This is a genomic window from Nitratireductor sp. J20-h4, assembly GCF_056780505.1.
Genome location: NZ_CM165557.1, coordinates 2,569,738 through 2,592,401, shown reverse-complemented (window position 1 = coordinate 2,592,401; position 22,664 = coordinate 2,569,738). Strand labels below are relative to the sequence as shown.

At 67.6% G+C, this 22,664-nt stretch carries 20 protein-coding genes and 1 tRNA gene; 14 read left to right on the top strand and 7 right to left on the bottom strand.

Annotated elements, in window-relative coordinates; all coding sequences use genetic code 11:
• Positions 1-155: 155 nt before the first annotated feature.
• Positions 156-2,540 carry a bifunctional diguanylate cyclase/phosphodiesterase gene (locus ACT2B0_RS12595; protein ID WP_473465349.1) on the bottom strand — a complete coding sequence of 795 codons (2,385 nt, stop codon included), beginning with the start codon at positions 2,538-2,540 and terminating at the stop codon, positions 156-158.
• Positions 2,541-2,738: 198 nt separating this feature from the next.
• Between ACT2B0_RS12595 and dnaG the strand changes: the two genes are divergently transcribed.
• Both dnaG and rpoD read left to right on the top strand, forming a co-directional pair.
• Positions 2,739-4,661: a DNA primase gene (dnaG, locus tag ACT2B0_RS12590; RefSeq protein ID WP_473465346.1), complete on the top strand. Its 1,923-nt coding sequence runs from the start codon at positions 2,739-2,741 to the stop codon at positions 4,659-4,661.
• A 252-nt stretch (positions 4,662-4,913) separates the two neighbouring features.
• Entirely contained in the window at positions 4,914-6,938 is a 2,025-nt protein-coding gene (gene rpoD, locus ACT2B0_RS12585; protein ID WP_473465343.1) for an RNA polymerase sigma factor RpoD, read from the top strand.
• Positions 6,939-7,066: 128 nt separating this feature from the next.
• On the opposite strand, the gene ACT2B0_RS12580 is transcribed toward rpoD, so the two are convergent.
• A complete protein-coding gene (locus ACT2B0_RS12580; RefSeq protein ID WP_333670251.1) occupies positions 7,067-7,390 on the bottom strand; it encodes a TraR/DksA family transcriptional regulator in 324 nt (107 codons plus the stop codon).
• Positions 7,391-7,563: 173 nt separating this feature from the next.
• On the opposite strand from ACT2B0_RS12580, the gene ACT2B0_RS12575 reads away from it, so the two are divergent.
• The 4 genes from ACT2B0_RS12575 to ACT2B0_RS12560 all read left to right on the top strand — a co-directional run bounded on the left by ACT2B0_RS12575 (position 7,564) and on the right by ACT2B0_RS12560 (position 11,694).
• Positions 7,564-7,989, top strand: coding sequence for a secondary thiamine-phosphate synthase enzyme YjbQ (locus ACT2B0_RS12575; RefSeq protein WP_473465340.1), 426 nt, complete (start codon positions 7,564-7,566; stop codon positions 7,987-7,989).
• Positions 7,990-8,048: 59 nt separating this feature from the next.
• Positions 8,049-8,342: an HlyU family transcriptional regulator gene (locus tag ACT2B0_RS12570; protein WP_473465337.1), complete on the top strand. Its 294-nt coding sequence runs from the start codon at positions 8,049-8,051 to the stop codon at positions 8,340-8,342.
• Positions 8,343-8,447: 105 nt separating this feature from the next.
• Entirely contained in the window at positions 8,448-11,252 is a 2,805-nt protein-coding gene (locus ACT2B0_RS12565) for an ABC transporter transmembrane domain-containing protein (RefSeq protein ID WP_473465335.1), read from the top strand.
• Positions 11,236-11,694 (top strand): cyclic nucleotide-binding domain-containing protein, encoded by a 459-nt coding sequence (locus tag ACT2B0_RS12560; RefSeq protein WP_473465332.1) that lies wholly within the window; start codon positions 11,236-11,238, stop codon positions 11,692-11,694. Before ACT2B0_RS12565 ends, ACT2B0_RS12560 begins: the two co-directional genes overlap by 17 nt.
• Before the next feature lie 7 nt (positions 11,695-11,701).
• Here the strand turns inward: ACT2B0_RS12560 and ACT2B0_RS12555 are convergent, their stop codons facing one another.
• On the bottom strand, positions 11,702-12,316 hold the full coding sequence (locus ACT2B0_RS12555) for a TetR/AcrR family transcriptional regulator (RefSeq protein WP_473465330.1): 615 nt from the start codon (positions 12,314-12,316) through the stop codon (positions 11,702-11,704).
• Positions 12,317-12,387: 71 nt separating this feature from the next.
• Here ACT2B0_RS12555 and ACT2B0_RS12550 point away from each other — a divergent pair, with 71 nt between their 5' ends.
• Complete coding sequence (locus tag ACT2B0_RS12550) at positions 12,388-12,813, top strand: VOC family protein (protein WP_473465327.1); 426 nt, start codon at positions 12,388-12,390, stop codon at positions 12,811-12,813.
• Positions 12,814-12,909: 96 nt separating this feature from the next.
• Positions 12,910-13,317: a hypothetical protein gene (locus tag ACT2B0_RS12545; RefSeq protein ID WP_106573546.1), complete on the top strand. Its 408-nt coding sequence runs from the start codon at positions 12,910-12,912 to the stop codon at positions 13,315-13,317.
• 10 nt (positions 13,318-13,327) lie between these two features.
• Here ACT2B0_RS12545 and ACT2B0_RS12540 read toward each other — a convergent pair whose 3' ends face one another.
• On the bottom strand, positions 13,328-13,762 hold the full coding sequence (locus ACT2B0_RS12540) for an FKBP-type peptidyl-prolyl cis-trans isomerase (protein ID WP_106573545.1): 435 nt from the start codon (positions 13,760-13,762) through the stop codon (positions 13,328-13,330).
• 217 nt (positions 13,763-13,979) lie between these two features.
• On the opposite strand from ACT2B0_RS12540, the gene ACT2B0_RS12535 reads away from it, so the two are divergent.
• A complete protein-coding gene (locus tag ACT2B0_RS12535; protein ID WP_106573567.1) occupies positions 13,980-14,846 on the top strand; it encodes an SDR family oxidoreductase in 867 nt (288 codons plus the stop codon).
• A gap of 258 nt (positions 14,847-15,104) precedes the next feature.
• Here ACT2B0_RS12535 and ACT2B0_RS12530 read toward each other — a convergent pair whose 3' ends face one another.
• Together ACT2B0_RS12530 and ACT2B0_RS12525 are read right to left on the bottom strand one after the other, a co-directional pair.
• A complete protein-coding gene (locus ACT2B0_RS12530) occupies positions 15,105-17,231 on the bottom strand; it encodes a DUF294 nucleotidyltransferase-like domain-containing protein (RefSeq protein WP_473465324.1) in 2,127 nt (708 codons plus the stop codon).
• A 133-nt stretch (positions 17,232-17,364) separates the two neighbouring features.
• Positions 17,365-19,359, bottom strand: a complete 1,995-nt coding sequence (locus ACT2B0_RS12525) for an OmpA family protein (RefSeq protein WP_473465321.1) — start codon at positions 19,357-19,359, stop codon at positions 17,365-17,367.
• 121 nt (positions 19,360-19,480) lie between these two features.
• Between ACT2B0_RS12525 and ACT2B0_RS12520 the strand changes: the two genes are divergently transcribed.
• The 4 genes from ACT2B0_RS12520 (at position 19,481) to ACT2B0_RS12505 (ending at position 21,666) form a co-directional block, all read left to right on the top strand.
• The gene (locus ACT2B0_RS12520; protein ID WP_473465318.1) at positions 19,481-19,927 is read left to right on the top strand and encodes a YcgN family cysteine cluster protein; all 447 of its coding nucleotides are present in this window, start codon (positions 19,481-19,483) and stop codon (positions 19,925-19,927) included.
• A gap of 67 nt (positions 19,928-19,994) precedes the next feature.
• Positions 19,995-20,405: a ketosteroid isomerase-related protein gene (locus tag ACT2B0_RS12515; RefSeq protein ID WP_473465316.1), complete on the top strand. Its 411-nt coding sequence runs from the start codon at positions 19,995-19,997 to the stop codon at positions 20,403-20,405.
• Positions 20,405-20,992 (top strand): GNAT family N-acetyltransferase, encoded by a 588-nt coding sequence (locus ACT2B0_RS12510; RefSeq protein WP_473465313.1) that lies wholly within the window; start codon positions 20,405-20,407, stop codon positions 20,990-20,992. The genes ACT2B0_RS12515 and ACT2B0_RS12510 overlap by 1 nt, the downstream gene beginning before the upstream one ends.
• A 284-nt stretch (positions 20,993-21,276) precedes the next feature.
• Positions 21,277-21,666 (top strand): hypothetical protein, encoded by a 390-nt coding sequence (locus ACT2B0_RS12505; protein ID WP_473465310.1) that lies wholly within the window; start codon positions 21,277-21,279, stop codon positions 21,664-21,666.
• Between the two features lie 73 nt (positions 21,667-21,739).
• Here the strand turns inward: ACT2B0_RS12505 and ACT2B0_RS12500 are convergent, their stop codons facing one another.
• A complete protein-coding gene (locus ACT2B0_RS12500; RefSeq protein ID WP_473465308.1) occupies positions 21,740-22,450 on the bottom strand; it encodes an SIMPL domain-containing protein in 711 nt (236 codons plus the stop codon).
• 111 nt (positions 22,451-22,561) lie between these two features.
• Between ACT2B0_RS12500 and ACT2B0_RS12495 the strand changes: the two genes are divergently transcribed.
• A tRNA-Ile gene (locus ACT2B0_RS12495) sits at positions 22,562-22,637 on the top strand.
• The last annotated feature ends 27 nt before the right edge of the window (positions 22,638-22,664 follow it).

Sequence of the window (22,664 nt, the reverse complement as noted above, 5' to 3'; positions counted from 1 at the left end):
TTGTCCACTCCGTCGCGGAGCGCCGCCCGGGCGGCAGGTCGTTGTGCCGGGGCAGGGCGGCGGAGCGCACGATACGCCGCGCTGTCGCGTTGCGCAACGCGGCCGCGTCGGGCCCGTTGCGCAGGCTCCTGGGCGGGTTTCGGGTGTTGGCGCGCTCAGGCGGCGTCGGGTTCGCGCCGGTCTTCGACATCGGGACTGTCGTCGAGCGCGGCGACGGGAGCGGGGCGACCGAGCAGATAGCCCTGGCCGATCTGGCAGAACTCGCCGGCCAGAAAACGCAGCTCCTCCGAGGTCTCCACGCCTTCGGCGAGCACCGGCAGGCCGAGGCCGCGCCCGATGCCGAGCACCGCCTTGACGATGGTGGCGGCCTGTTCGTTGGTGTCGACCTGCTTGATGAAGGAGCCGTCGATCTTGATCTTGTCGAACGGGAAGGCGCGCAGGTTGGACAGGGAGGAATAGCCGGTGCCGAAATCGTCCATGGCGATGTGGACGCCGAGCGCCTTGAGCTGGCGCAACGTCGTCAGGGCGCGAGTCATGTCGCGCACGAGGGCGGTCTCGGTGATCTCGATCTCGAGCCGGCTCGGCGCGAGACCGGTCTGCAGCAGGATTTCGTGCACGGTCTGCACGAAGCTCGGGCTGTGGAGCTGGACCGGCGACACGTTGACGGCGATGGTCACCGGCTTTTGCCAGGTGACGGCTTCCCTGCAGGCCGTGCGCAGCACCCATTCGCCGAGCGGCACGATGATGCCGCTTTCCTCCGCGATCGGGACGAAAAGCGCCGGCGAAACATTGCCGCGCGTGGGGCTGGACCAGCGCAGCAGCGCCTCGAAGCCGATCGTCTCGCCGGTGTCGAGCTTTTTCTGCGGCTGGTAGACGAGGCGGAATTCGTTGCGGGCGACGCCATGGCGCAGTTCGTGTTCCATCAGCCGCCGGGCGCGCGCCTCCATGCCCATCGCCTCCTCGTAGAAGCGCCAGGTGTCGCGTCCTTCCGACTTGGCCCGGTAAAGCGCGGCGTCGGCGTTGTTCAACAGCGTCTCGCGGTCCCTGGCGTCGTCGGGAAACAGCGCGATGCCGATGCTGGTCGACATCAGCCCGTCATCGGTGGCGTTCTCGTTTTCCTCGCGCAGGGCGTTCAAGACCGATTCGGCGATCCGCGCGGCGTCTTCGGGGCGCGACAGGCGCGGGGCGATGATGGCGAACTCGTCGCCGCCGAGGCGGGCCAGCATCTGTCCCTCGACCAGCGCGCCGGACACGCAGCGCGCGACCTTCTTGAGCATGGTGTCGCCGGCGGCGTGGCCGAACAGATCGTTGACCTCTTTGAACCGGTCGAGGTCCAGGCACAACAGCGCCAGGTGGCCGCCCGTGTCGCCGGTGGCGAGGATTTCCTCGTCGAGCCGGGCGGAAAAGGCGCGCCGGTTGGGCAGGCCGGTCAACGCGTCGTGCAGGGCCAGCCGGCGAATGTCGGCCTCGGCCGCCTTGCGCTCGCGAATGTCGCGCACGGCGACCACCAGATGCGGCTTGCCGCCATAGTCGACGAAGCGCGACAGCAACTCGACCGGGACGCTGTTGCCCTCGTTGATGACCAGTTCGGTCTCGAAGATTTCCTGCGAGCCGTCGAGCAGCGAACTGCACACGCCCTGGTCGGGAAACAGGTCGGCGAGATGACGGCCGATCAGATTGTCCGGGGTCCAGTCGGTCAGCGCCATGAAGCTGGCATTGGCCGTGACGAGGCGGGTGTTCCTGCACAAAAGGAGCCCCTCGATCGCCGCGTCGGCGAGATTGTGCATACGCGCGGCTTCCTTCTCGGCGTTGCGGTAGTCGCGCACGTCGATCCAAAGCGCGGTGCAGACCAGAAGCAGGATGAGGAAACTTGCCGCCGCGACCGCGCCGGCAAGAAGCGGGGCGGGGATGGCGCTCGCCGGCACGGCGACGGAGGCGTCGGGCAGGATCGTGACCGCGCCCATGCCGGTGAAATGCATGCCGCAGATCGCCAGCGTCAGCACCAGCGCGCCGGCGACACGGGCAAGAATGGTCTGGGAGCGCAGGGCGAGGAAGACCGACAGCGCGCCGAGGCCGATGCCGGCCACGAGCGAGGCGGCGACGAAAAGCTGGTTCCAGGCCATCACGCCCTGAACCTGGAAGGCGGCCATGCCGAGATAGTGCATGGCGGCGATGCCGGCGCCGATCATGGCGCCGCCGACCAGACGGTTGTCGATGCCTGGACGCGCCAGCGCGACCGTGATGCCGCCGCCAGTGACCAGGATGGCGACCAGCAGCGACACCAGGGTCAGGCCGAGATCGTAGCCATTGGGCACGCCGGGCTGGAAGGCGAGCATGCCGATGAAATGGGTGGCCCAGACGCCCGAGCCGATCGCGGTCGCCGACACGGCCGTCCACACATGGCGCATGGGCCCGCGGGCCCGGCCGACATGGTGAAGAAGATTGACCGCGGTGAGCGATGCGATCAGGCAGATCACGGCGGCCAGCAGCACGAGCCGCAGGTCATGCTCTGTGAGGATGCAGTTATAGACCGTCAACATACCGTGCCCCCGCGTCGATATCGGCGCATGGTCTAGCAGGTCGGGCTTGAAAAAGGATGAATCGCACTCTTTGCGGGCCGATCAAGGCTCGGGGACCGGACGCGGCGCGGCACCGAAGCTGTGAAAACCGGGTATGGTGGCCGATTGCGCTCGCGCGCTTCGCGGTGCGCGCCTATATGGGGGGCGGAGACAGGTTTTATGCGCTTTTCACCCTCCTTCCTCGACGAGATACGCGACCGGGTTTCGATCTCGGCCGTCATCGGCCAGCGCGTGACCTGGGATCGCAAAAAGACCAATGCGTCGCGCGGCGATTACTGGGCGTGCTGTCCGTTCCATGGCGAAAACACGCCGAGCTTTCACTGCGAGGATCGCAAGGGACGCTATCATTGCTTCGGCTGCGGGGTGTCGGGCGACCATTTCCGGTTTCTGACCGAGCTCGACGGCCTGTCATTTCCCGAAGCGGTTGAGCGGATCGCCGACATGGCCGGCGTGCCGATGCCGGCGCGCGACCCCGAGGCCGAGCGCCGGGAGAAAAAACGCGCCAGCCTGAGCGAGGTGATGGACCTGGCGGCGGCGTTTTTCCAGGAGCAGCTTCAGTCGGCCGCCGGTGCGGCCGCGCGCGCCTATCTGCGCGAGCGCGGCGTCAGCTCGGCCACGCAGCAAACGTTCCGCCTCGGCTACGCGCCGGACAGCCGCAACGCGCTGAAGAGCCATCTCGCGGCCAAGGGCGTGGGCAAGGATCAGATCGAGGCCTGCGGTCTGGTCGTGCACGGCGACGACATCGCGGTGTCCTACGACCGGTTCCGCGACCGCATCATGTTTCCGATCGAAGATGCCCGCGAACGGGTGATCGCCTTCGGCGGGCGGGCGATGTCGCCGGCGATCTCGGCCAAATATCTCAACTCCAACGACACCGAGCTCTTCCACAAGGGCAACGTGCTCTACAATCTCGCCCGCGCCCGCAAGGGGCAGGGCCGCGACGGCACGGTGATCGCGGTCGAAGGCTATATGGACGTGATCGGGCTCGCCCAGGCCGGGTTCGCCAATGTGGTGGCGCCGCTGGGCACGGCGCTGACGGAAAACCAGCTCGCCCTGCTGTGGCGGATGTCGCCGGAACCGATCCTGTGTTTTGACGGCGACCAGGCCGGTCTGAAAGCCGCCTGGCGGGCGGCGGACCTCGCATTGCCGGAAATCGGACCCGGCCGCAGCCTGCGCTTTGCCTTGCTTCCCGAAGGCCAGGACCCCGACGATCTGGTCAAGGAGGGCGGTAAGGAGGCGTTTTCGGCGGTGCTCGCCGATGCGCGTCCGCTTGCCGACATGCTGTGGCAGCGCGAAACGGCGGGCGGCGTGTTCGACACGCCCGAACGGCGCGCCGAACTGGAAAAACGCCTGCGCGACCTTGTCGGGCGCATTCGCGACGAAAGCGTGCGCCGGCACTACAGCCAGGAGATGCGCGAGCGGGTGCAGGGCTTTTTCGGCAGCGGCGAGCGCGGCCGCCACCGCGGCGACGCATCGAGCGGGCCCGGTCAGGCCGGGCGCGGCCGGGGGCCGCATGCGGCCGGCCGTCTCGCCGTCTCGCAAAGCCTGGCGCGTTCGGCGGTGGTGCGCCAGTCGTCCGGGATCATGTCGCTGCGCGAGACGGTGCTGGTCGTGTCGCTGATCAATCATCCGGCGCTGTTCGACGGTCATTTCGACGTCGCCGAGCGACTGGAACTGTCCCATCCGGATTTGAAGCGCCTGCACGCGGCCCTTCTGGACGCCGTGGCGCACGGCGTGGCGGCCGAACGGGACGCGGTGGTCGCGTGGCTCGACAAGGCCGGTCTCGGCGAGGCCTGGAAGCGGGCGGAGACGCTGGTGCGGCGCGCGCGGCAATGGCCGGCACTCGCCGACGCGGCCCTCGACGACGCGCGCGACGCCTTCGAGCAGGCGCTGCACTTGCACCTGTCGGCGGGCACCCTACATAAGGAGCTCAAGGCGGCCGAGGCGGCGCTCGCCGCCGACCCGACCGACGAGAACTACCGGCAACTGCTCGAAATCCAGGCTCAGTTGCGCAATGCCCATGCGACGGAAGCGCTCATTGAAGGATTTGGTCTCTTGTCCGGCAAAACGGCCCGAAGCTGACGCTTGCGGGCTTTTTTCGCGCGAAGTGGCGCCGCACGGCTTGACGTCGCCGGGAAATGACGGAATCAGGGCGGGTTGAATTCGTTAACGATGGCCCCGCCCTCCCTGCCGGACGATTCGGACAGGGGCGCGTCAGGGTTAAGCGGGCTTTAACGCGAGACGGTTACTCGCTGACGGGATAGCGGACGGGCGCACCTCCGATCCCTCGAGCGGAAGGAGCAGGCGTCCTTCCGCGCAGTTGGAGACACAAGCATGGCGACAAAAGAAAAGGAAGAGGCCGAGACCGAACGCGAAGGCGGTCCGGACGGCCCGCTGCTCGATCTCTCCGACGACGCGGTCAAGAAGATGATCAAGGTCGCCAAGAAGCGCGGCTATGTCACGATGGACGAGCTCAACGCCGTCCTGCCGTCGGAGGAGGTGACCTCCGAGCAGATCGAAGACACGATGGCGATGCTGTCCGACATGGGCATCAATGTCGTCGAGGACGACGAGCCGAGCGAGGACGGCGAGGGCGAACGCGCCAATGCCGGCGGCGAGGAGGAATCGACCGAACTCACCGAACAGGCCGGCACCGCGGTCGCGCCCACGACGACCAAGAAGGAGCCGACCGACCGCACCGACGATCCGGTGCGCATGTATCTGCGCGAGATGGGCTCGGTGGAGCTTCTGTCGCGCGAGGGCGAGATCGCGATCGCCAAGCGCATCGAGGCCGGCCGCGAGACGATGATCGCGGGCCTGTGCGAAAGCCCGCTGACCTTCCAGGCGATCATCATCTGGCGCGACGAGCTGAACGAAGCCAAGATCCTGCTGCGCGAGATCATCGATCTTGAAACCACCTATGCCGGCCCCGAAGCCAAGCAGGCTCCGGCGATCGAGCGCAAGGACGAGGACGAGGCGGCCAAGAAGGACGACCCGAAGGGCGCGCGCCGGGGCCGCGACGACGACATTACCAATGTCGGCGGCGAGGGCCAGCCCGAGGAAGAGGACGACGAGGAGGACGAGGCCAATCTGTCGCTGGCGGCGATGGAGGCCGAGCTGCGTCCGCAGGTGATGGAAACGCTCGATTTCATCGCCGACACCTACAGGAAGCTCAGGAAGCTGCAGGACCAGCAGGTCGAGAACCGGCTGGCGGCATCCGGCTCGCTGTCGCCGAGCCAGGAGCGCTCCTACAAGAAGCTCAAGGAAGAGCTGATCAAGGCGGTCAAATCGCTGTCGCTCAACCAGAACCGCATCGAGGCGCTGGTCGAGCAGCTTTACGACATCAACAAGCGGCTGGTGCAGAACGAAGGCCGGCTCCTGCGCCTGGCCGAGAGCTACGGCGTGCGGCGCGAGGAGTTCATCAAGGAATATCAGGGTTCGGAACTCGATCCCAACTGGATGAAGCGGATCGCCAACCTGTCGAGCCGCGGCTGGAAGGAATTTACCAAGAACGAGGGCCAGGGCATTCGCGCGCTGCGCACCGAGATCCAGAATCTCGCCCAGGAGACCGCGATCTCGATCGCCGAGTTCCGGCGCATCGTTAACCAGGTGCAGAAAGGCGAGCGCGAGGCGGCGATCGCCAAGAAGGAGATGGTGGAGGCCAATCTGCGGCTCGTCATCTCGATCGCGAAGAAATACACCAATCGCGGCCTGCAATTCCTGGACCTGATCCAGGAGGGCAATATCGGGCTGATGAAGGCGGTCGACAAGTTCGAATACCGGCGCGGCTACAAGTTCTCCACCTACGCCACCTGGTGGATCCGGCAGGCGATCACCCGCTCGATCGCAGACCAGGCGCGCACCATCCGCATTCCGGTCCACATGATCGAGACGATCAACAAGATCGTGCGCACCTCGCGCCAGATGCTGCACGAGATCGGACGCGAGCCGACGCCGGAGGAACTGGCCGAAAAACTGGCCATGCCGCTGGAAAAAGTGCGCAAGGTGCTGAAGATCGCCAAGGAGCCGATCTCGCTCGAAACGCCGGTCGGCGACGAGGAGGATTCGCATCTTGGCGATTTCATCGAGGACAAGAACGCGGTTCTGCCGATCGACGCGGCGATCCAGGCCAATCTGCGCGAGACGACGACGCGCGTGCTGGCCTCGCTGACGCCGCGCGAGGAGCGGGTGCTGCGCATGCGCTTCGGCATCGGCATGAATACCGACCACACGCTGGAAGAGGTTGGCCAGCAGTTCTCGGTGACGCGCGAGCGTATCCGCCAGATCGAGGCCAAGGCGCTCAGGAAACTGAAGCATCCGTCGCGAAGCCGCAAACTGCGCAGCTTCCTCGACAGCTGACGTCCGACCCTGCGTCGAAAAAAGCCCGGCCACGCAAGGCCGGGTTTTTTGTTGGGAAAAGGGGAAAACCGCGCAGCCGGGTTTTCAAACCCGGCCGGCGATAAGGGCTGGCAGTTGCAAAGGTTCCGCTACATCGCCCGCGCGCATTCGCGGCAGAACGGTGTGTGCGGCAGGGCGTCGAGCCTTTCCTCGGAAATCTCCGCGCCGCATTTGACGCATTCGCCATAGGTGCCGGCCTCGATGCGCTTGAGCGCGGCCTCGATGGCGCGCTGCTCGTCCTGGCCGCTGGTTCCGAGCTGTTCGAGAACCTCGTCGCCCTCGCTCTCCACGGCGCTGTCTTCCCAATCGGGATTGGGCGCGTCGTCGAGTTCGTCCTCGATGCGGGTGAGGCGGTCGTCGAGTTCGGCCAGCCGGCCGAGGAGTTGTTTCTTGCGCTTGTCGATGTCGGTCATGGTCGCGTCCTTTTGCGGATTTCGGGCACTGTACCGGCCAGATTGCGGCAACAGCTTGATTTCGGTCAAGAAACGCTTGAAGACGGTCGCGATTTCCGTCGCTTGGCGCGGGTCCAGCATAGCCGGCCGGCCCGGCTCTTGACAGAGCCCGCCGCCTGCGCGCACGAAAACGCATGGCGCTGACATTCATCACCATAGAGACCGCATGTCCGGGCCTTTACGAATTCACCGACCGGGCGGCCGCGTTCGTGGCGGAAACCGGCATGGGCGAGGGGCTTTTGACCGTATTCGTGCGGCATACGTCGTGCTCGCTCGTCATCCAGGAAAACGCCGACCCCGACGTGCGGCGCGACCTCAGCGGGTTTTTCCGCCGGCTGGTGCCGCCCGCGGACGATCCCGCCATGGGCTGGGTCACGCACACGGCCGAGGGGCCCGACGACTTGCCGGCCCACGTCAAGGCGGCGCTCACCCAAACCTCGCTCGGCATTCCGGTGGCCGGCGGGCGCATGCTGCTCGGGGCCTGGCAGGGGCTTTATCTGTTCGAGCACCGCGCGCGGGCGCATCGGCGCGAAATCGTGCTACATGTGGCCTCAGGCTGATATCGAACCTTGCCGCGCTCCGGCGCCCCGCCGCGCGGCACCCACTAGCGGAGACGACGATGTCCTTTTTCAAACGGCTTTTCGGGCTCGGCGACGGCGGGGAGGCAGAGCCGGCCACGGCCAGGGTGGCCGCCGAGATCGAGCACAACGGCTACGTGATCAAGGCGATGCCCTTCAAGGAGGGCGGCCAGTTCCAGACCTGCGCGCTGATCGTGAAGGAGGTCGACGGCGTTGTGAAGGAGCACAGGCTGATCCGCGCCGACCGTTTCGCGGCCGAGGAGGACGCGGTCGCGGTGTCGCTGCGCAAGGCCAAACAGATGATCGACGAGCAGGGCGACCGGCTTTTCGGCTGAGCGGCGGATGCCGGGCCGGTTGAACTTCGCGGGCCAGCATGTACATCTGAAGCTTGAAAAGCGGACGGGGCGCCAGCACGCGGGCAAGTGGGGATAGGGCCGGTCTTGGAACGCAACCTGCTCAAATTCATCTGGCAGAATTCACGGCTCAAGCAGGTCTGGCTCCTGATCGTCATCGTCGCCTCGATGCCGCTTTATTTCCTGACGCTGGAACTGCCCAAGCAGATCGTCAACGGGCCGATCCAGGGCGAGGGGTTTTCGGCTGCCGGCGCCGAGCAGCCGTTCCTGCGTCTGCCCCTGCCGTTTGCCGAAACGGTCTTCGGCCGCGAGATCGTGCTTTTCGAGGGGTTTTTTCTCGACCGGCTGACGATGCTTTTCGCGCTGGGTCTGCTTTTCCTGGCCGCGGTCGTGGCCAACGGCGCCTTCAAACTCTACGTCAACACCTACAAGGGCAAGCTCGGCGAGACGCTGCTCAGGCAGTTGCGCTATACGCTGCTCGACCGTGTGCTGCGCTACCGGGTGGTGCGGTTTCGCAACCTGAAGGGCGCGGAGGCGGCCTCGGTGATCAAGGACGAGGTCGAGCCGCTGGGCGAATTCGTCGGCGATGCGTTTTCGCTGCCGCTGTTTCTGGGCGGGCAGGCGATCACCGGTCTGTTGTTCCTGTTTCTGCAGAATTTCTATTTCGGCGCGCTGACGATCGCGATCGTCGGCTTCCAGGTCTGGATCATTCCGCGCCTGCGCCGCAGGCTGATCCAGCTCGGCCGGCAAAGACAGCTGCAGGCGCGGCGGCTGTCGGGCCAGGTGGCCGAGACGGTGGAGATGGCGCCCGACATCCATGTCAACGACATTTCCAACTACACGCGGGCGCGCCATTACGGGCTTTTGACCACGATCCTCGATATCCGCTTCGAGCTCTATCAGCGCAAATTCGCGGTCAAATACATCAACAACCTCTTGATGCAGTTCCTATCGTTCCTGTTCTACGTGCTCGGCGGCTATTTCGTCATCACCGGCCGGCTTGACATCGGTCAGCTCGTGGCGGTGATCGCCGCCTACAAGGATCTTCCCGGGCCGATCAAAGGGCTGATCGATTACGATCAGATCCGGCTGATCAACGAGGCCCGCTATGAGCAGACCATCGACAGTTTTCGCGATGACGGGCTGTTGCCGGCCGCGATCCAGCAAATGCCGGGGCAGGCCGTGCCGCGCCTGCGGGACGGGTTCCGCGCCGAGCGCGCCAGGCTGGAGGACGAGACCGGCCGCGTGGTGCTGGAAAATCTCCATGCCGGCATCGCGCCGGGCGAGCGGGTGGCGATCGCGACCGGCGGCAGCGACGCCGCGCGAATCGCGGCCGGCGCCTTCTGCGCCGCGCTGGCGCGGCTGACCTCGCCGGTCTCCGGCACGATCATGCTCGACGGCAAACCGCTCGACGATCTGCCCGAAAGCCTGACCGGACGGCGCGTCGCTTATGTCGATGCCGGTACGTTTTTTCCCGCCGGCACGATCCGCGACAATCTGACCATGGTTTTGAAGAACCAGCCTGTCGGGTTTGCCGAGAAGACGACGCCGCCGACCCCGCCAAAGGGCAGCGGCGGGCTGTTGCACGATGCGCCGCCGGACGAGACGCTGGACTGGATCGACCTTGCGGCGCTGGGACTTGCCGACCAGCGGGCCTTCGACCGGCACGTGGCGGCCGTGCTCGACCTTTCCGGCCTGTCGCGGCAGATCCAGGATCTGGGCCTGCGCGGCACCGTCGATCCCGAACACAATTCCGCCTTTTGCGACAAGATCGTCGAGGTACGGCGCGAATTCCGCGACAATGCGGCGGCGTTCGGTGTCGCCGGCATCGTCGAGCCGTTCGACCCGGAGCGCTACAACGCCCAGGCCGCGATCGGCGAAAATCTTCTGTTCGGCACCGCGCGCGCGCCGGGCTGGGAGCTGGACGCGCTGGCCACCAATCCGGTGCTTTTGGCGATCCTCGACCGGCACGGGCTGCGCGAGCGTTTCCTGGAGATGGGCCGGCGCATCGCCGAGGCGCGCATCGAACTGTTCGGCGACCTGGCGCCCGACAGCAAGATTTTCGAGACGGTGGCCGATGTCAGCTACGAGGAGGTGGCGCGGCTGAAGGAGATGATGGCCAGGCTGCGCATGGGCCGCCAGGCCAAGCAACAGCCGGCGCAACGCCGCGCCAAGGCGGGGGGGAAGGCGCTGTCCGACCGGGAGGAATTGCTGCGCATCACCTTCAATTATTGCGAGGCGCGCAGCCGTTTCGGCGTGCTCGACGCTGAAACCGAAAGCGACATCCTGGCCGCGCGGGCCAATGTGCGCGAGACCGTGGCGGAGATGGAGGCCGCGCCGGTGTTCTTCCACGATCCGGACCTCTACAACCCGACCGCCACCGTGCTCGACAACATCCTGCTCGGGCGTGTGAGCTCCAGCGCGGTCGACGGCCGGGAAAAGGTGCTGGCGGCGGTCCAGGAGCTGATCGCGCGCACCGGGCTTTCGGGCGGCCTGCTCGATGTCGGGCTCGATTTCGAGATGGGCAATGGCGGGCGGCGGCTGTCGGAAACGCAGCGTCAGAAGCTGCATCTGGCGCGGGCGCTGATCAAAAAACCTGATATTATCGTGTTCAACGAGGTGCTCGGTGCGCTGGACGTGGCCAGTCGGCAGGCGACCATGCGGCGGATTCTCGAACTTCCGCTTCTGGGTGACGAAGGCTGGAAACCGGGCATCCTGGCGGTTCTGCTCGATGACGAGCTCGCCGGCCTGTTCGACCGCGTGCTGGTCTACCGCAACGGTACGCTGGTGGAAGACGAGCCGGATGAGATCGCCACGCGCGCGGGCGATGGCGACGATGGCGAGGCCACGGCAGACGAAAAAGGGGCGGAAGACGATGCGCACGCTGAATGACGAGGTCGAGGTCCTGCGGCGGATACCGTTGTTCGCCTCGATCGAGCCGACGAAGCTGAAACTGGTTGCCTATGCCGCCGATCGGGTCGAGTTGAACGATGGCGAAACGCTGTTTCGGCAGGGGGATACCGGCGACAGCGCCTTCATCCTGGTCAGCGGGGTCGCCGACATCATTTCCGAAACCGAGGGCGCGCAGGTGGTGGTGGCGCAGTTGCGCGACCATGCGCTGGTCGGCGAGATGTCGGTGTTTTGCGACGTGCCGCGCTCGGCCACGGTGCGGGCCAACGGCAAGCTGATCGCGCTCAAGATCGGCAAGGACTATTTTCTCGAACTGATCAAGGAGTTTCCGGAACTGGCCGGGCGCATCATCCGCGAACTCGCCTTCCGGCTGGCCAAGACCACCGCCGATCTGGCCGCCAGCGAGCGGGCGGTGCGCAAATAGGCGCAGATCACGGGCCGCGATGACGATCGGGCGCGGCCATGCCGTCGACGAAGGCGGTAAGCACCGCCATGAAATCGCCGGGCTCGGCGCCGGCCTCCACGGCCAGGGCGGCCCGGTCATAGGCCGACGACAGCAGCAGCGTGACGGCGTCGAGCTGCATGGGGCGCAGGACGCGGGCGGCCATCGCCGCGGCCAGACCCTCGCGCAGGGAGCGCATGGCGCCGATCTCGGCGTCGATGGCGTCCATCCCGGCGCGCCCGAGCACGGCCGGGCCGTCGAGCAGCAGGAGACGGGTGCGTCCGGGTTCGCGCATGGCGCCCAGAAACGCCCGGCCGCCGGCAATCAGCGCCTCGCGCACCGGCATGTCGCCCGATGACGCGGTTTCGATCTCGGCCGCGACCCGACTGGATTCCAGCTCCACAACGGCCCGGAACAGCGCCTGCTTGTCGGCGAAGTGGTGATAAAGCGCGCCGCGCGTGACGCCGGCAGCCGCCACGATCTCCGGCGTGCCGGTCTCCGCATACCCCTTGTCGACGAACAGCCGGCGCGCAGCCGCGATCAGCTGCGCGCGCATGGTCCGCGAGCGTTCGCGATTGGAGCGTCGTTTCGTTTCTTGTTGCATACATGCAGCCTGTATGTTAATTCGAAGATACATACAGACTGTATGTGTGGTGCTGCGAAAAGGAAAGCCCGATGAAAACCACCTCCTATTATCCCGTGCTGATGAGCGACGACGTGGCCGCAACCGCGGCCTTTTACGTCGAGCATTTCCGCTTCCAGGCGCTGTTCGAGAGCGACTGGTACGTGCATCTGCAGTCGCGCGAGGACAAGCGGGTCAATCTCGGCATCGTTCGGGGCGACCACGAGACGGTGCCGCCGCAGGGACGGGGCACGACGTCGAACCTGCTGCTCAATTTCGAGGTTGCCGATCCGGACGCCGTTTACGAGCGGGTGCGGGCGGCGGGGCTGACAATCCTGCGCAGCCTGCGAGACGAGCCGTTCGGCCAGCGCCATTTCATCACCGTCGATCCGAACGGGGTGATGATCGATGTCATCAAGCCGATCCCGCCGAGCGCTGAGTTCGCCGCGCAATATCTGGGCGAGGCCGACGCGGGCTGAGCGTTGTCGCCGTGGCGCCGCGTGCGGTTGACCTCGAGGGCGTGCGCCTCCATCTAAGCAAAGCCGGACCAGGGTGCCGGCTTTGCGGAGGAAAGAATGGCGCGGCGCGGATCGTCGATCGGTTTCATGGGACGGTTCGGACGCTCCGCCGACCTGCGCCAGCTCGACGGGGCGCTGCGCACCCTCGACCTGCATCCGGCGCTGGTGCCCGAAGGCGTGAAGCTGACCATCGCCAATCTCCTAAAAGACCATTTCGACGCCGACGAACCGCCCGCGCACGCCTATGCGCCGGCCGCCGCGCTGGTGGCCTATTGCGCGCTCGGGGCAGAGGCGTTTGCGGCCGCCAACGGCGCCGAACCGGCGGCCGGGGTCGAAAGGCGCATCGAGGCCGCGATCGCGGCCGGCGCGGGCCACGACGCCGACCTGGTGCTGCTTTGCCTGCATGCCGGCCTGATCCAGCCGGCGGTGGTCGCCCGCTTCGATCTGTCGGTCGAGGAAGGCTGACGGCCTGCCGTCAGCCGCCGACGATTTCCACAACCTCGATGTCGAAGACCAGGTCCTGACCGGCGAGCGGATGGTTGGCGTCGACCGTGACGGTGTCCTCGGTCAGCTCGACCACGGTAAGCGCCACCGGGTGGCCCTCCGGCGTGCTGGCCTGCAGCCGCACGCCGACCTCCAGTTCGATCGTGTCGGGGATCTGGGTGCGCGGCAGCGCCTGGATCTGGTTCTGGTCGCGCGGGCCGTAGGCCTCCGCCGCCGGAATGGTGACGCTGGACTTGTCGCCGACGTTCATGCCGTTGACGTGATTGTCGAGGCCGGGAATGATCTGGCCCGAGCCGACCTCGAATTCGAGCGGCTCGCGGCCGGCCGAGGAATCGAATTCCGTGCCGTCGGTGAGCTTGCCGGTATAGTGAATGCGAACGACATCGCCGCTCTTGACTTCGGCCATTGATTTGTCTCGATCTTGCTTGAGGAGATTTGCGGCGGCGAACCGGTGCTTGCGGTTGCGCGGCCGGACGGGAGGCGGACGCCGCGCGCCCAGCCTCAAGGACATCTGCAAACTTAGCGACCGGAGCGCGAATGTAAACCGCGCGCGGGGCCGCGCGGGCGATTTTACCGTGCGCGAACATCGGCTACAGTCCGGCCGCAATCATCAGGAGGTCTCGATGTCGCTCAAGGGCAAAACCATTTTCGTTTCGGGCGGGTCACGCGGCATCGGGCTGGCGATCGCGCTCAGGGCGGCGCGCGACGGCGCCAATGTGACCATCGCGGCCAAGACCGCCGAGCCGCATCCCAGGCTGCCCGGCACCATTCATACCGCGGCCCAGCAGATCGAGGCGGCCGGCGGCAAGGCGCTGCCGGTCCTGTGCGACATCCGCAACGACGAGCAGGTGGCCGAAGCCATCGAGGCGACGGCGAGCGCCTGCGGCGGCATCGACATCTGCATCAACAATGCCAGCGCGATCCAGCTCACCGGCACGCTGGAGACCGACATGAAGCGGTTCGACCTGATGCACCAGATCAACATGCGCGGCACCTATATGGTCTCCAAACTGTGCATTCCGCATCTGAAGAAGGCCGCGAACCCGCATATCCTGACCCTGTCGCCGCCGCTCGACATGCAGGCGAAATGGTTCAAGAACCACGTCGCCTACACGATGGCGAAATACGGCATGTCGATGTGCACGCTCGGCATGAGCGCGGAATTCGCCAAGGACGGCATCGCGGTCAATTCGCTGTGGCCGCTGACGGCGATCGACACGGCGGCGGTGCGCAACCTGCTCGGCGGCGAGGCGGTGGCCTCGATCAGCCGCACGCCGGAAATCATGGCGGATGCGGCCTATGCGATCTTGAACCGGCCGGCGCGCGAGTGCACCGGTAATTTCTTCATCGACGAGATGGTGCTGCGCGAAGAGGGCGTGACCGATTTTTCGCCCTATGCCCCCGGCGCGAAAGGCGCGCTGGCGGCCGATTTCTTCGTGCCGGACGCGGTGTTCGACCAGACCGACACCAAGGTGACCGGAAGGCTGTGAGACCGGGCTGGCGAGGCGAACGGGGGAGCGCATCGACGCCCATGCCGCGCGGGGGACGAAAAAGGCTCGCGTGGGCGCCTCTGGAGCGTTTCCAGGCGAAGTGGAAGCCGGTTCGCCGTCCGGAAACGCGTCAAGACAATAGATTAGAGCCGGCCTGCGATTCCGCGAAAGCAGAACGGCTCTGGCCCGACCCGTAACCGCGGTCGCGCCGCCAGCCGTCTCCCTGCGGCTCGCCGCCGTCGTCGGCCGGCTGCCGCCCTATGCGAACATCAGCGTGCGCGCGATTTCGGGCACGAGCCGGGCCCTTTTGAGCGCTGTCTTCAGCATGGCGCGCTCGTGGCGGGTCAGGGCGGCGATCTCGACCCGGTTCGAGACCGCCACGCCGGCCAGAAGATCGCGCGCCTGCTGGGCCAGCATCAGCCGCACGATCAGCGCGTGGGCCTCGATCAGCGCGCGCAGGTCGGCCTCGCCGCCGATCCCCTTTGCAATCAGCCCTTCCAGCCGCTCGCGCGTGCCGCGCAGGCGCAGATCGTGGCGGATCGCCAGCGTGCGCGCCAGCGAGACGACCGGAAACAGCCCGTGCATCTTCAAGTCGATACGTCCGGCCACGGTGGCGAAACCGCCGAGCAGGGTGAAGGGGTCCGGTCCGCCGAGCAGGCGTTCGCCCAAAAGCTTGGCGAAGCCGATATTCGCGCTTGCCAGCCGAAAGGCGTGGTCGAACAGCGCGGTTGCCAGGTGCGCCGCGCCGTGCACCGGCACCATGTCGAAAAAAATGTCGACGTTGAGCAGATCCTGCGGCCGCGAGTGCGCCACCCAGCCGGCGACGCGTTCGCGCCAGACCGCCTCGGAGCCGCGCCATGGCGGGTTTTTGGCCATCACGCCGCCGCTGCACAGCGGCACGCCGGCGGTATCGAGCAGCGGGGCGATCTTTTCGCCGAGTGCCGAAAACCAGGCGTCCTCGGGCCCGTCGGGCGCGCCGCGCGCGAAGACGATCGCATTGTCCTGGTCGGGCGCGAGCAGGCTTTCGCCGCGCCCGGCCGAGCCGAGCACGATCAGCGCGTAGGGGCAGGGCGGCGGCCCCCGGCCCTCGGCCAGCATCGCGGCCTCGGCGATCTGGGCGGCGCGGCGGGTCAGCGCGCGCAGTTCCTCGCTGACGATCGCCGCGACCAGCCGGGCGTCGATTTCCTCGCCGATCAGGGCCTGGGCGACGGCAGGCAGGCCCGACCAGGCGGCCGCCATCGCCGTCGCGTCGCCGGCGGCCTCGATCGCGTCGTCGAGGCCGATCGCCGCGCCGGCCCGCAGGCGCAGCAGGTCGCGCGCCGAAACGATGCCGGCAAGCCGCCCGTCCTCGTCGCGCACCGCCAGATGGCGTATGCCGAGCCGGTCCATGCGCCCGACGGCGCGATAGGCGAAGGCGCCGGCGCGGACGCTGTGCAGCGGCCGGCTGGCGATCGCGCCGACCGCCACGGCGAAGGCGGCCGCGCCGCCGCCGGCGATCCGGCGCATGACGTCGCGCTCGGTGAGGATGGCGTAGTCGTCGAGCGGGCCGCCGGCGACGCCGTCGTCGGAGACCAGCAGCGCGCCGATGCCATTTTCCATCATCAGCGCGATCGCCGTCTTCAGAGCGCCGTCGGCGCGCATGACGACCGGCGGCGCGCTCATCAGGGCCGAGACCCGGTGGCGATAGGCGAAGGGGTCGAGCGCGCCGAGGGCGCCGGGCCCGGCAAACCGTTCGGGCCGCGACACCGGCGCGGCCCAGCCGGCGCGCTGGTGGCGCTCCAACTGGCCGGCGAGCGCCAGGCAGGCGCGCTCGGCCTCGGCCAGCGTCCTGACGCCGCGTTCGGCAAGCCGCGGCACGAGACGGACGAAGATCGCGCCGGCCGCGCGCGCGTCGCCGAGGGCGGAATGGCGGTCGGCGACCGGCACCTCGAGCCATTCGGCGAGCATGTCGAGCGACTGGTCGGGAAGCTGCGGCGCCACGAGGGCGGCCAGGAGCCGGACGCACAGCGTGCGCGGCCTTGCCCAGGCGAGCCCGGTCCGCTCCGCCTCGGCCGCGATCACGGCCAGGTCGAAGCCGACCGCGTAGCCGATCACCACCCGCCCGGCGGCGAAGTCGTCGAACGCCCGCAGCGCGGCGTCGGCTGCGGGCGCGCCGGCGACCATGGCGTCGGTGATGTTGTGGATGGCGGTCGTTTCGGCGGGGATCGGCACGCGGGGATCGACCAGGGTCTCGAAGGTCGCGTCGTCGCTCACGCGTCCCGCCGCAAGCGCGACGGCGCCGATCTGCACGAGGCGGGCGCTCGTCGTGTCCAGGCCCGTCGTTTCCGTATCGAGCGCCACCGCGTCGAGCGATACGAGCGGTGTCGCGCCGCTGGCCTTGCGCATGAAATCCTCCATGCGCTTTCTATCATGGGTATGGCGGCGGCGTCATTGATCCGGATCAGGCGCCAAGGCGCGCCGGGCCAAAGCAAAACCCGGCCGGAAATCCGGCCGGGCGGGCTACCTCCATGAGCAGCCGTCAGTTCGCCCGTGCGACCGGGGTCACCAGCGGCGTGATGCGGCGGATGGCGACGCGCCGGTTTTCGCGTTCGCGCTCCTCGGTGCGGATCTTCAAATAGCGCTCGCCATAACCCTGGGTGACGAGATTTTCGGGCGGAATCGCGAACACCCTGGTGAGGGCACTGGCGACGGCTTCGGCGCGTTCGTCCGACAGCGCCAGATTGGCGAGGTCGGAGCCGACCGCGTCGGTGTGGCCCTCGATCAGGAAGGTTTCACCGGGATTCTCCGCCAACAGCCGTTCGATGGCCGTGGCGACGCCTTCAAGCCTGGCGATCTCGCTTTCCGGGATCGAGGCGGAGCCGAATTCGAAGGTGATCGTGTCCAGGTCGACGCGGCGCACCGTGTCGCGGATGCGGGCGGAACGCTTGACCTCGTCGATCGAATAGAGCCGGCGGACCTTTTCGACCGGGGGCTTGTCGAGGAAGTCGTAATAGATTTCCGGCCCCTCGGCCCGACGCGCGTCGAGAATATAGTCGCGGGCCGGGATCGTCAGCCGCAGCGGCGGCAGTTCGGCGCCGGGATCGCGCCAGTCGCGCACCCGCTCGTAATTGCGTTCGTCGACATAGACCAGCACGATCTCGCGTCCGTCCGGCGTGATGCGCGAGCGCCGCACCACATCGCCGTAGCGGTTGCGGATGGTGACGATCTGCGAGCCGTTCGGTCGCACGATGATCTCGCGTTCGCGGCCGCGCGGCAGGGTCTCGTAATAGACTTCGCGCGCATCGCGGCGCAGGCGCGAACGATCCGAGCTTTCCACGAAGATCTGGTTGTTGAACTGGATCACGAAGCGATCGCCGAACTGCTTGACCACCTCGGCGCCTTCGGGACGCTCGCGGGGCGAGCGTCGTTCTTCGGAGCGCTCGACACGTTCGCCCTTTTCGGTCATGGCGGATTCGAGCGCTTGCGGACGCGCCTGGGCATCCTGGGCTTCCGCGTCGGACGCGGGCGGAGGCGTCGTCTCGCCGGTCTCGTCGGCTTGTTGTTCGATCGCCTGTTCCTCCCGCGTTTCGCCGGACGGCTGGTCACCGCTGTCGGCCTGCGGCGCCTCCTTGGCGCTGTCGAGAACCGGCGCGGGCTCATCCGACGGGGCTTCGGTCTCCCCGCCAGTCGCCTGAACGGGAGCCTCGCTGTCGGCTTGCGGCTTGTCGGCCTCGGTTTCCGGCTTCGGCTCGGGAGCCGGCGCGGTCTCCTCCGTCACTGGCTCGGGCGCTTCGGTCGCGGCGTCTGGCGCGGGATCCGGCGCGGTCGCGGCGGGGGGCTGGTCGGTGGTCTCGGCGTCCGGCTTCGGCTCCGGCACCGGTGCGGCCTCCTCCGTCACGGGCTCGGGCACAGGCTCCACGGCCTCGGCCTCGGGTTTCGGCTCCGGTTCCGGCGCGGTTTCCGGCGTCTCCTGCCCGGCTTCGACATCGGGCTTGGGTGCCGGCTCGGGGGCGGCCTCGGGTGTCGGCTGCTCGGCCGCTTCGGGCTCCGGCGCGGCTTCCGTCGCCGTCGGGGCTTCAGGCTCGGCCTCCGGCTGTTCCGCCTTGGGCTCAGACTGTTCGGCCTTGGGCTCCGGCTCAGCCTCCGGCGCTGGTGGTTCGGCGGCCTCTGGCTCGGGAGCGGGTTGCGCCTCGGGCTCGGCCGCAGGGGCTTCCGCCTCCGGAGCGGGCGCCGCCTCGGGCTCGGCCGCGGGCAGTTCTGCCTCGGGGGCGGGCGCGGCCTCAGGCTCGGGTTCGGGTTTCGGGGCCGGCTCCATCGCGGCCGGCTCGTCCTTCGCCTTGCCCTCGTTTTTCGGCTTGGGTTCCTTCTCGGCTTGCTTGTCGCCCTCGGACTTGTCCTGTGCGAGCCGCAACAGGGGCGCGGCTGCGGGATCGGGCTTGGTGCCGACCGCTGCGGGGCCGGCGGCGTGGCCCGGCGCGGCGCCGAGCAGCAGGCCGAGCGCGGTGCCGGCCAGAATGCGTGCGTGAAGCTTCATGGGAATCGGATCCTCTCGTGACGTCCCTTCACAGGCTAGAACCCCCGGCGGTGAGTATGGTTCCGCCTCAAGCCCGCGCGGGACGCTTGACGGGGCGCGCGCAAACGGCGAAACCGGCGCGATGACGAGCCGGTTCTGGAAAGACAAGACCCTTGAGGAGATGAGCGCGGCGGAGTGGGAATCGCTCTGCGACGGCTGCGGCAAATGCTGTCTGGCCAAGCTCGAGGACGAGGATACGGGCGAGATCTACTGGACCAGCGTGGCCTGCCGGCTGTTCGATGCCGGACGCTGCCGCTGCCGCGATTACGACAATCGGCTGGAGCGGGTGCCGGACTGCGTGCGGCTGACGCCGGACAATGTGCGCACCCTGTCCTGGCTGCCGGGGACCTGCGCCTATCGGCTGGTCGCGGAGGGGCGCGATCTTTACGACTGGCATCCGCTCGTGTCGGGCCGGGCCGACAGCGTGCACGAGGCGGGCGTGTCGATGCGCGGGCGGGTGAGCGCGTCGGAGGACGATCTTGCCGAGGTCGAGGCCTATTTCACACACATGCTGGAACACGAGCCGTGAGGAAACGCGATCGGGCGACGACACGGCAGGTCGGCGGTATAAACTGCAAACGGAGACGGCAAGCACCATGAGCGAACACCAGACCCGGGCGCTTATCGAGCGCTATTTCGAGGCCTTCAACGCCGCCGACAGCGAAGCGATGCTGGCGCTGCTTGCCGAGGATGTCGTGCACGACATCAACCAGGGCGGGCGCGAGATCGGGCTGGAAAAATTCCGCTGGTTTTTGGGGTTGATGGCGCGCCATTATCGCGAGCACCTGTCGGACATCGCCATCATGGTCGCCGAGGGCGGCGGCCGGGCGGCGGCCGAGTTCACCGTGCGCGGCACCTATCTGGCGACGGCCGAGGGGCTGCCGGAAGCCAGGGGTCAAACCTATACGCTGCCGGCCGGCATCTTTTTCGACATCGACGACGGCCGTATCTCGCGGGTGACCACCTATTACAATCTCAAGGACTGGATCGCTCAGGTGTCGGCCTGATGCCTCTTGTCGTGCGTCGGCTGGATATCGCCGAGGCGCGCGCGCGGTTCGACGAGCTCGCCCGGCTGCGCATTACCGTTTTTCGCGACTATCCCTATCTCTACGAGGGCGACGCGGCCTATGAGCGGCGCTATCTGGCGACCTATTTTGCGGCCGACAAGGCGGCGGTGATCGGCGCGTTCGACGGCGACAGGCTGGTGGGCGCGGCGACCGCCGCCCCGCTCGCCCAGCATTTCGAGGCCTTCGCGCAGCCTTTCGCCGCGCGCGGGCTGGACGTCGCCACGTTTTATTATTTCGGCGAATCCGTGCTTTTGAAACCCTATCGCGGGCAGGGGGCGGGGGTGCGCTTCTTTGCCGAACGCGAGGCGGCGGCGCGCGAGTTCGGTTTCCGGGCCTGCGTGTTTTCCGCCGTCATGCGGCCGGAAGACCATCCGCGTTGCCCGCCCGACTATCAACCGCTCGACGGTTTCTGGCGCAAGCGCGGCTATCGGCCGGTCGAAGGCCTGGTGACGGAATTTTCCTGGCGCGAGATCGGCGCGGCAGCCGAAACGCAAAAGCCGATGGCGTACTGGATGCGCCGGCTCTAGCGCCGTTTTTCCATGAGGAATCGGCCGCGTCGCAGGGCGGCGGCCGCGTCGCCCGCACGGCGTGCGCACGCACCGCCATGGCGGACGGTCTGCCTACCGGGCCGCCAGCGCTGTCGGGGCGTGCGCGCGCGGCGACCTGCGATCAAAGCCGTCCTGCCGGTCGGCGCCGCACCATGAACGCGGCATGAACGGGCGGTTCGCGTCCGGTTCAGGCGGATTCGGCCAGGGTGCGGGCATCGCTTCGGCGAGAAGACGCCCAAAAAACCGGCCACAGGAGAGATCTCATGTTCAATTTCGTCAAAACAGCCGCGCTCGCTTCCCTGATCGGTTTCGGCGCCATCGGCGCGACGTCGACCACCGCGCTGGCCGACGGCATTTCGATCGGTATTGGCGGTTCCAGCGGTCATGTGTCGATGCGCTTCGGCGATGGCGGCCGCCATTGGGGCGGCGGACGTCACTGGCGCGGCGGCCGCGACTGGCGTGGCGGGCGCGCGTTCCGGCGCGCCTGTACGCCGCACCGCGCCGTGCGCAAGGCCCAGCGCCTGGGCGTGCGCCGCGCGCATGTCGTGCGCGTCAATCATCGCATCATCAAGGTGCGCGGCCGCGCGCGGGGCGAGCGCGTCGCCGTCATATTCGCCCGGGCGCCGCGTTGCCCGATCGTGGCGGTGCGCTGACGACGCCAATGTTCAGACGAAAAAAGGCCCGCGAACCGGATTCGCGGGCCTTTTTGCATGCGGTCCGGCGGGCCTAGTCTTGCGCGTCGATGCCGAAGGTGACGTTGACCTGGACGCGGTAGGCATTCTCGCCGGCTTCGACCGGCGCCGCGCCGGCAGCCATCTCGGCCCGCGCCATATAGGGCATCGGGCGCGGATTATAGGCCTGTTCGGAAATCTCGACGATCGGGCCGAGTTCCACGCCGGCGGCCGCGGCCAGGGTTGCGGCCTTGGCGATCGCGTCCTTCACCGCGGCCGTGCGCGCCTGCGTCAGGGCGGAGGAAGGGTCCTCGTTGCCGAACAGGATGCCGCCGCCCTGGTTGACGCCGAGCGTGACGGCCTGGTCGAGCACCGCGCCGACGGCGGCGATGTCGCGCACGCGCACCGACAGCGTGTTGGCGACCTGATAGGCGGCGATCTCGGAAGTCTGGCTGCCGTCGGCGTGTTTTTTGGCCTCATAACGCGGGTTGATCTGCAGGCCGGCGGTCTGCAGGTCGCGGGCGGCGATGCCGGCCTCCTTCATCGCCGCGATCACGGCCTCCATCGCCTGGTTGGCGGCGCTCATTGCTTCGCGCGCGCTGTCGGCCTCGCGCATCACCGACAGGGTCAGGACCGCGAGATCGGGCTTCAGCGCCGCCTCGCCTTCGCCGGACACCTGGATGCGCGGCGAGGGCTGGTCGGCGGCGATTGCGGGCAGGGCGGAAAGCGACAGGGCGGCGGCCAGCGGCAGGACGGTGCGGATCATTCAGTTCACTCCGAGTTTGTCTCCCGCTGCAAGCGCTAGGGGGCGAATGTGGGTGGATTGCGGCGCCTGCTTGTGCAGGCGTCAAAAAGCCACTAAGTCACGCAGCCGGTGGGGCCTGTAGCTCAATGGTTAGAGCCGGCGGCTCATAACCGCTTGGTTGGGGGTTCGAGTCCCTCCGGGCCCACCAGTCAATTTCGGCACGGCCGTTCACTTC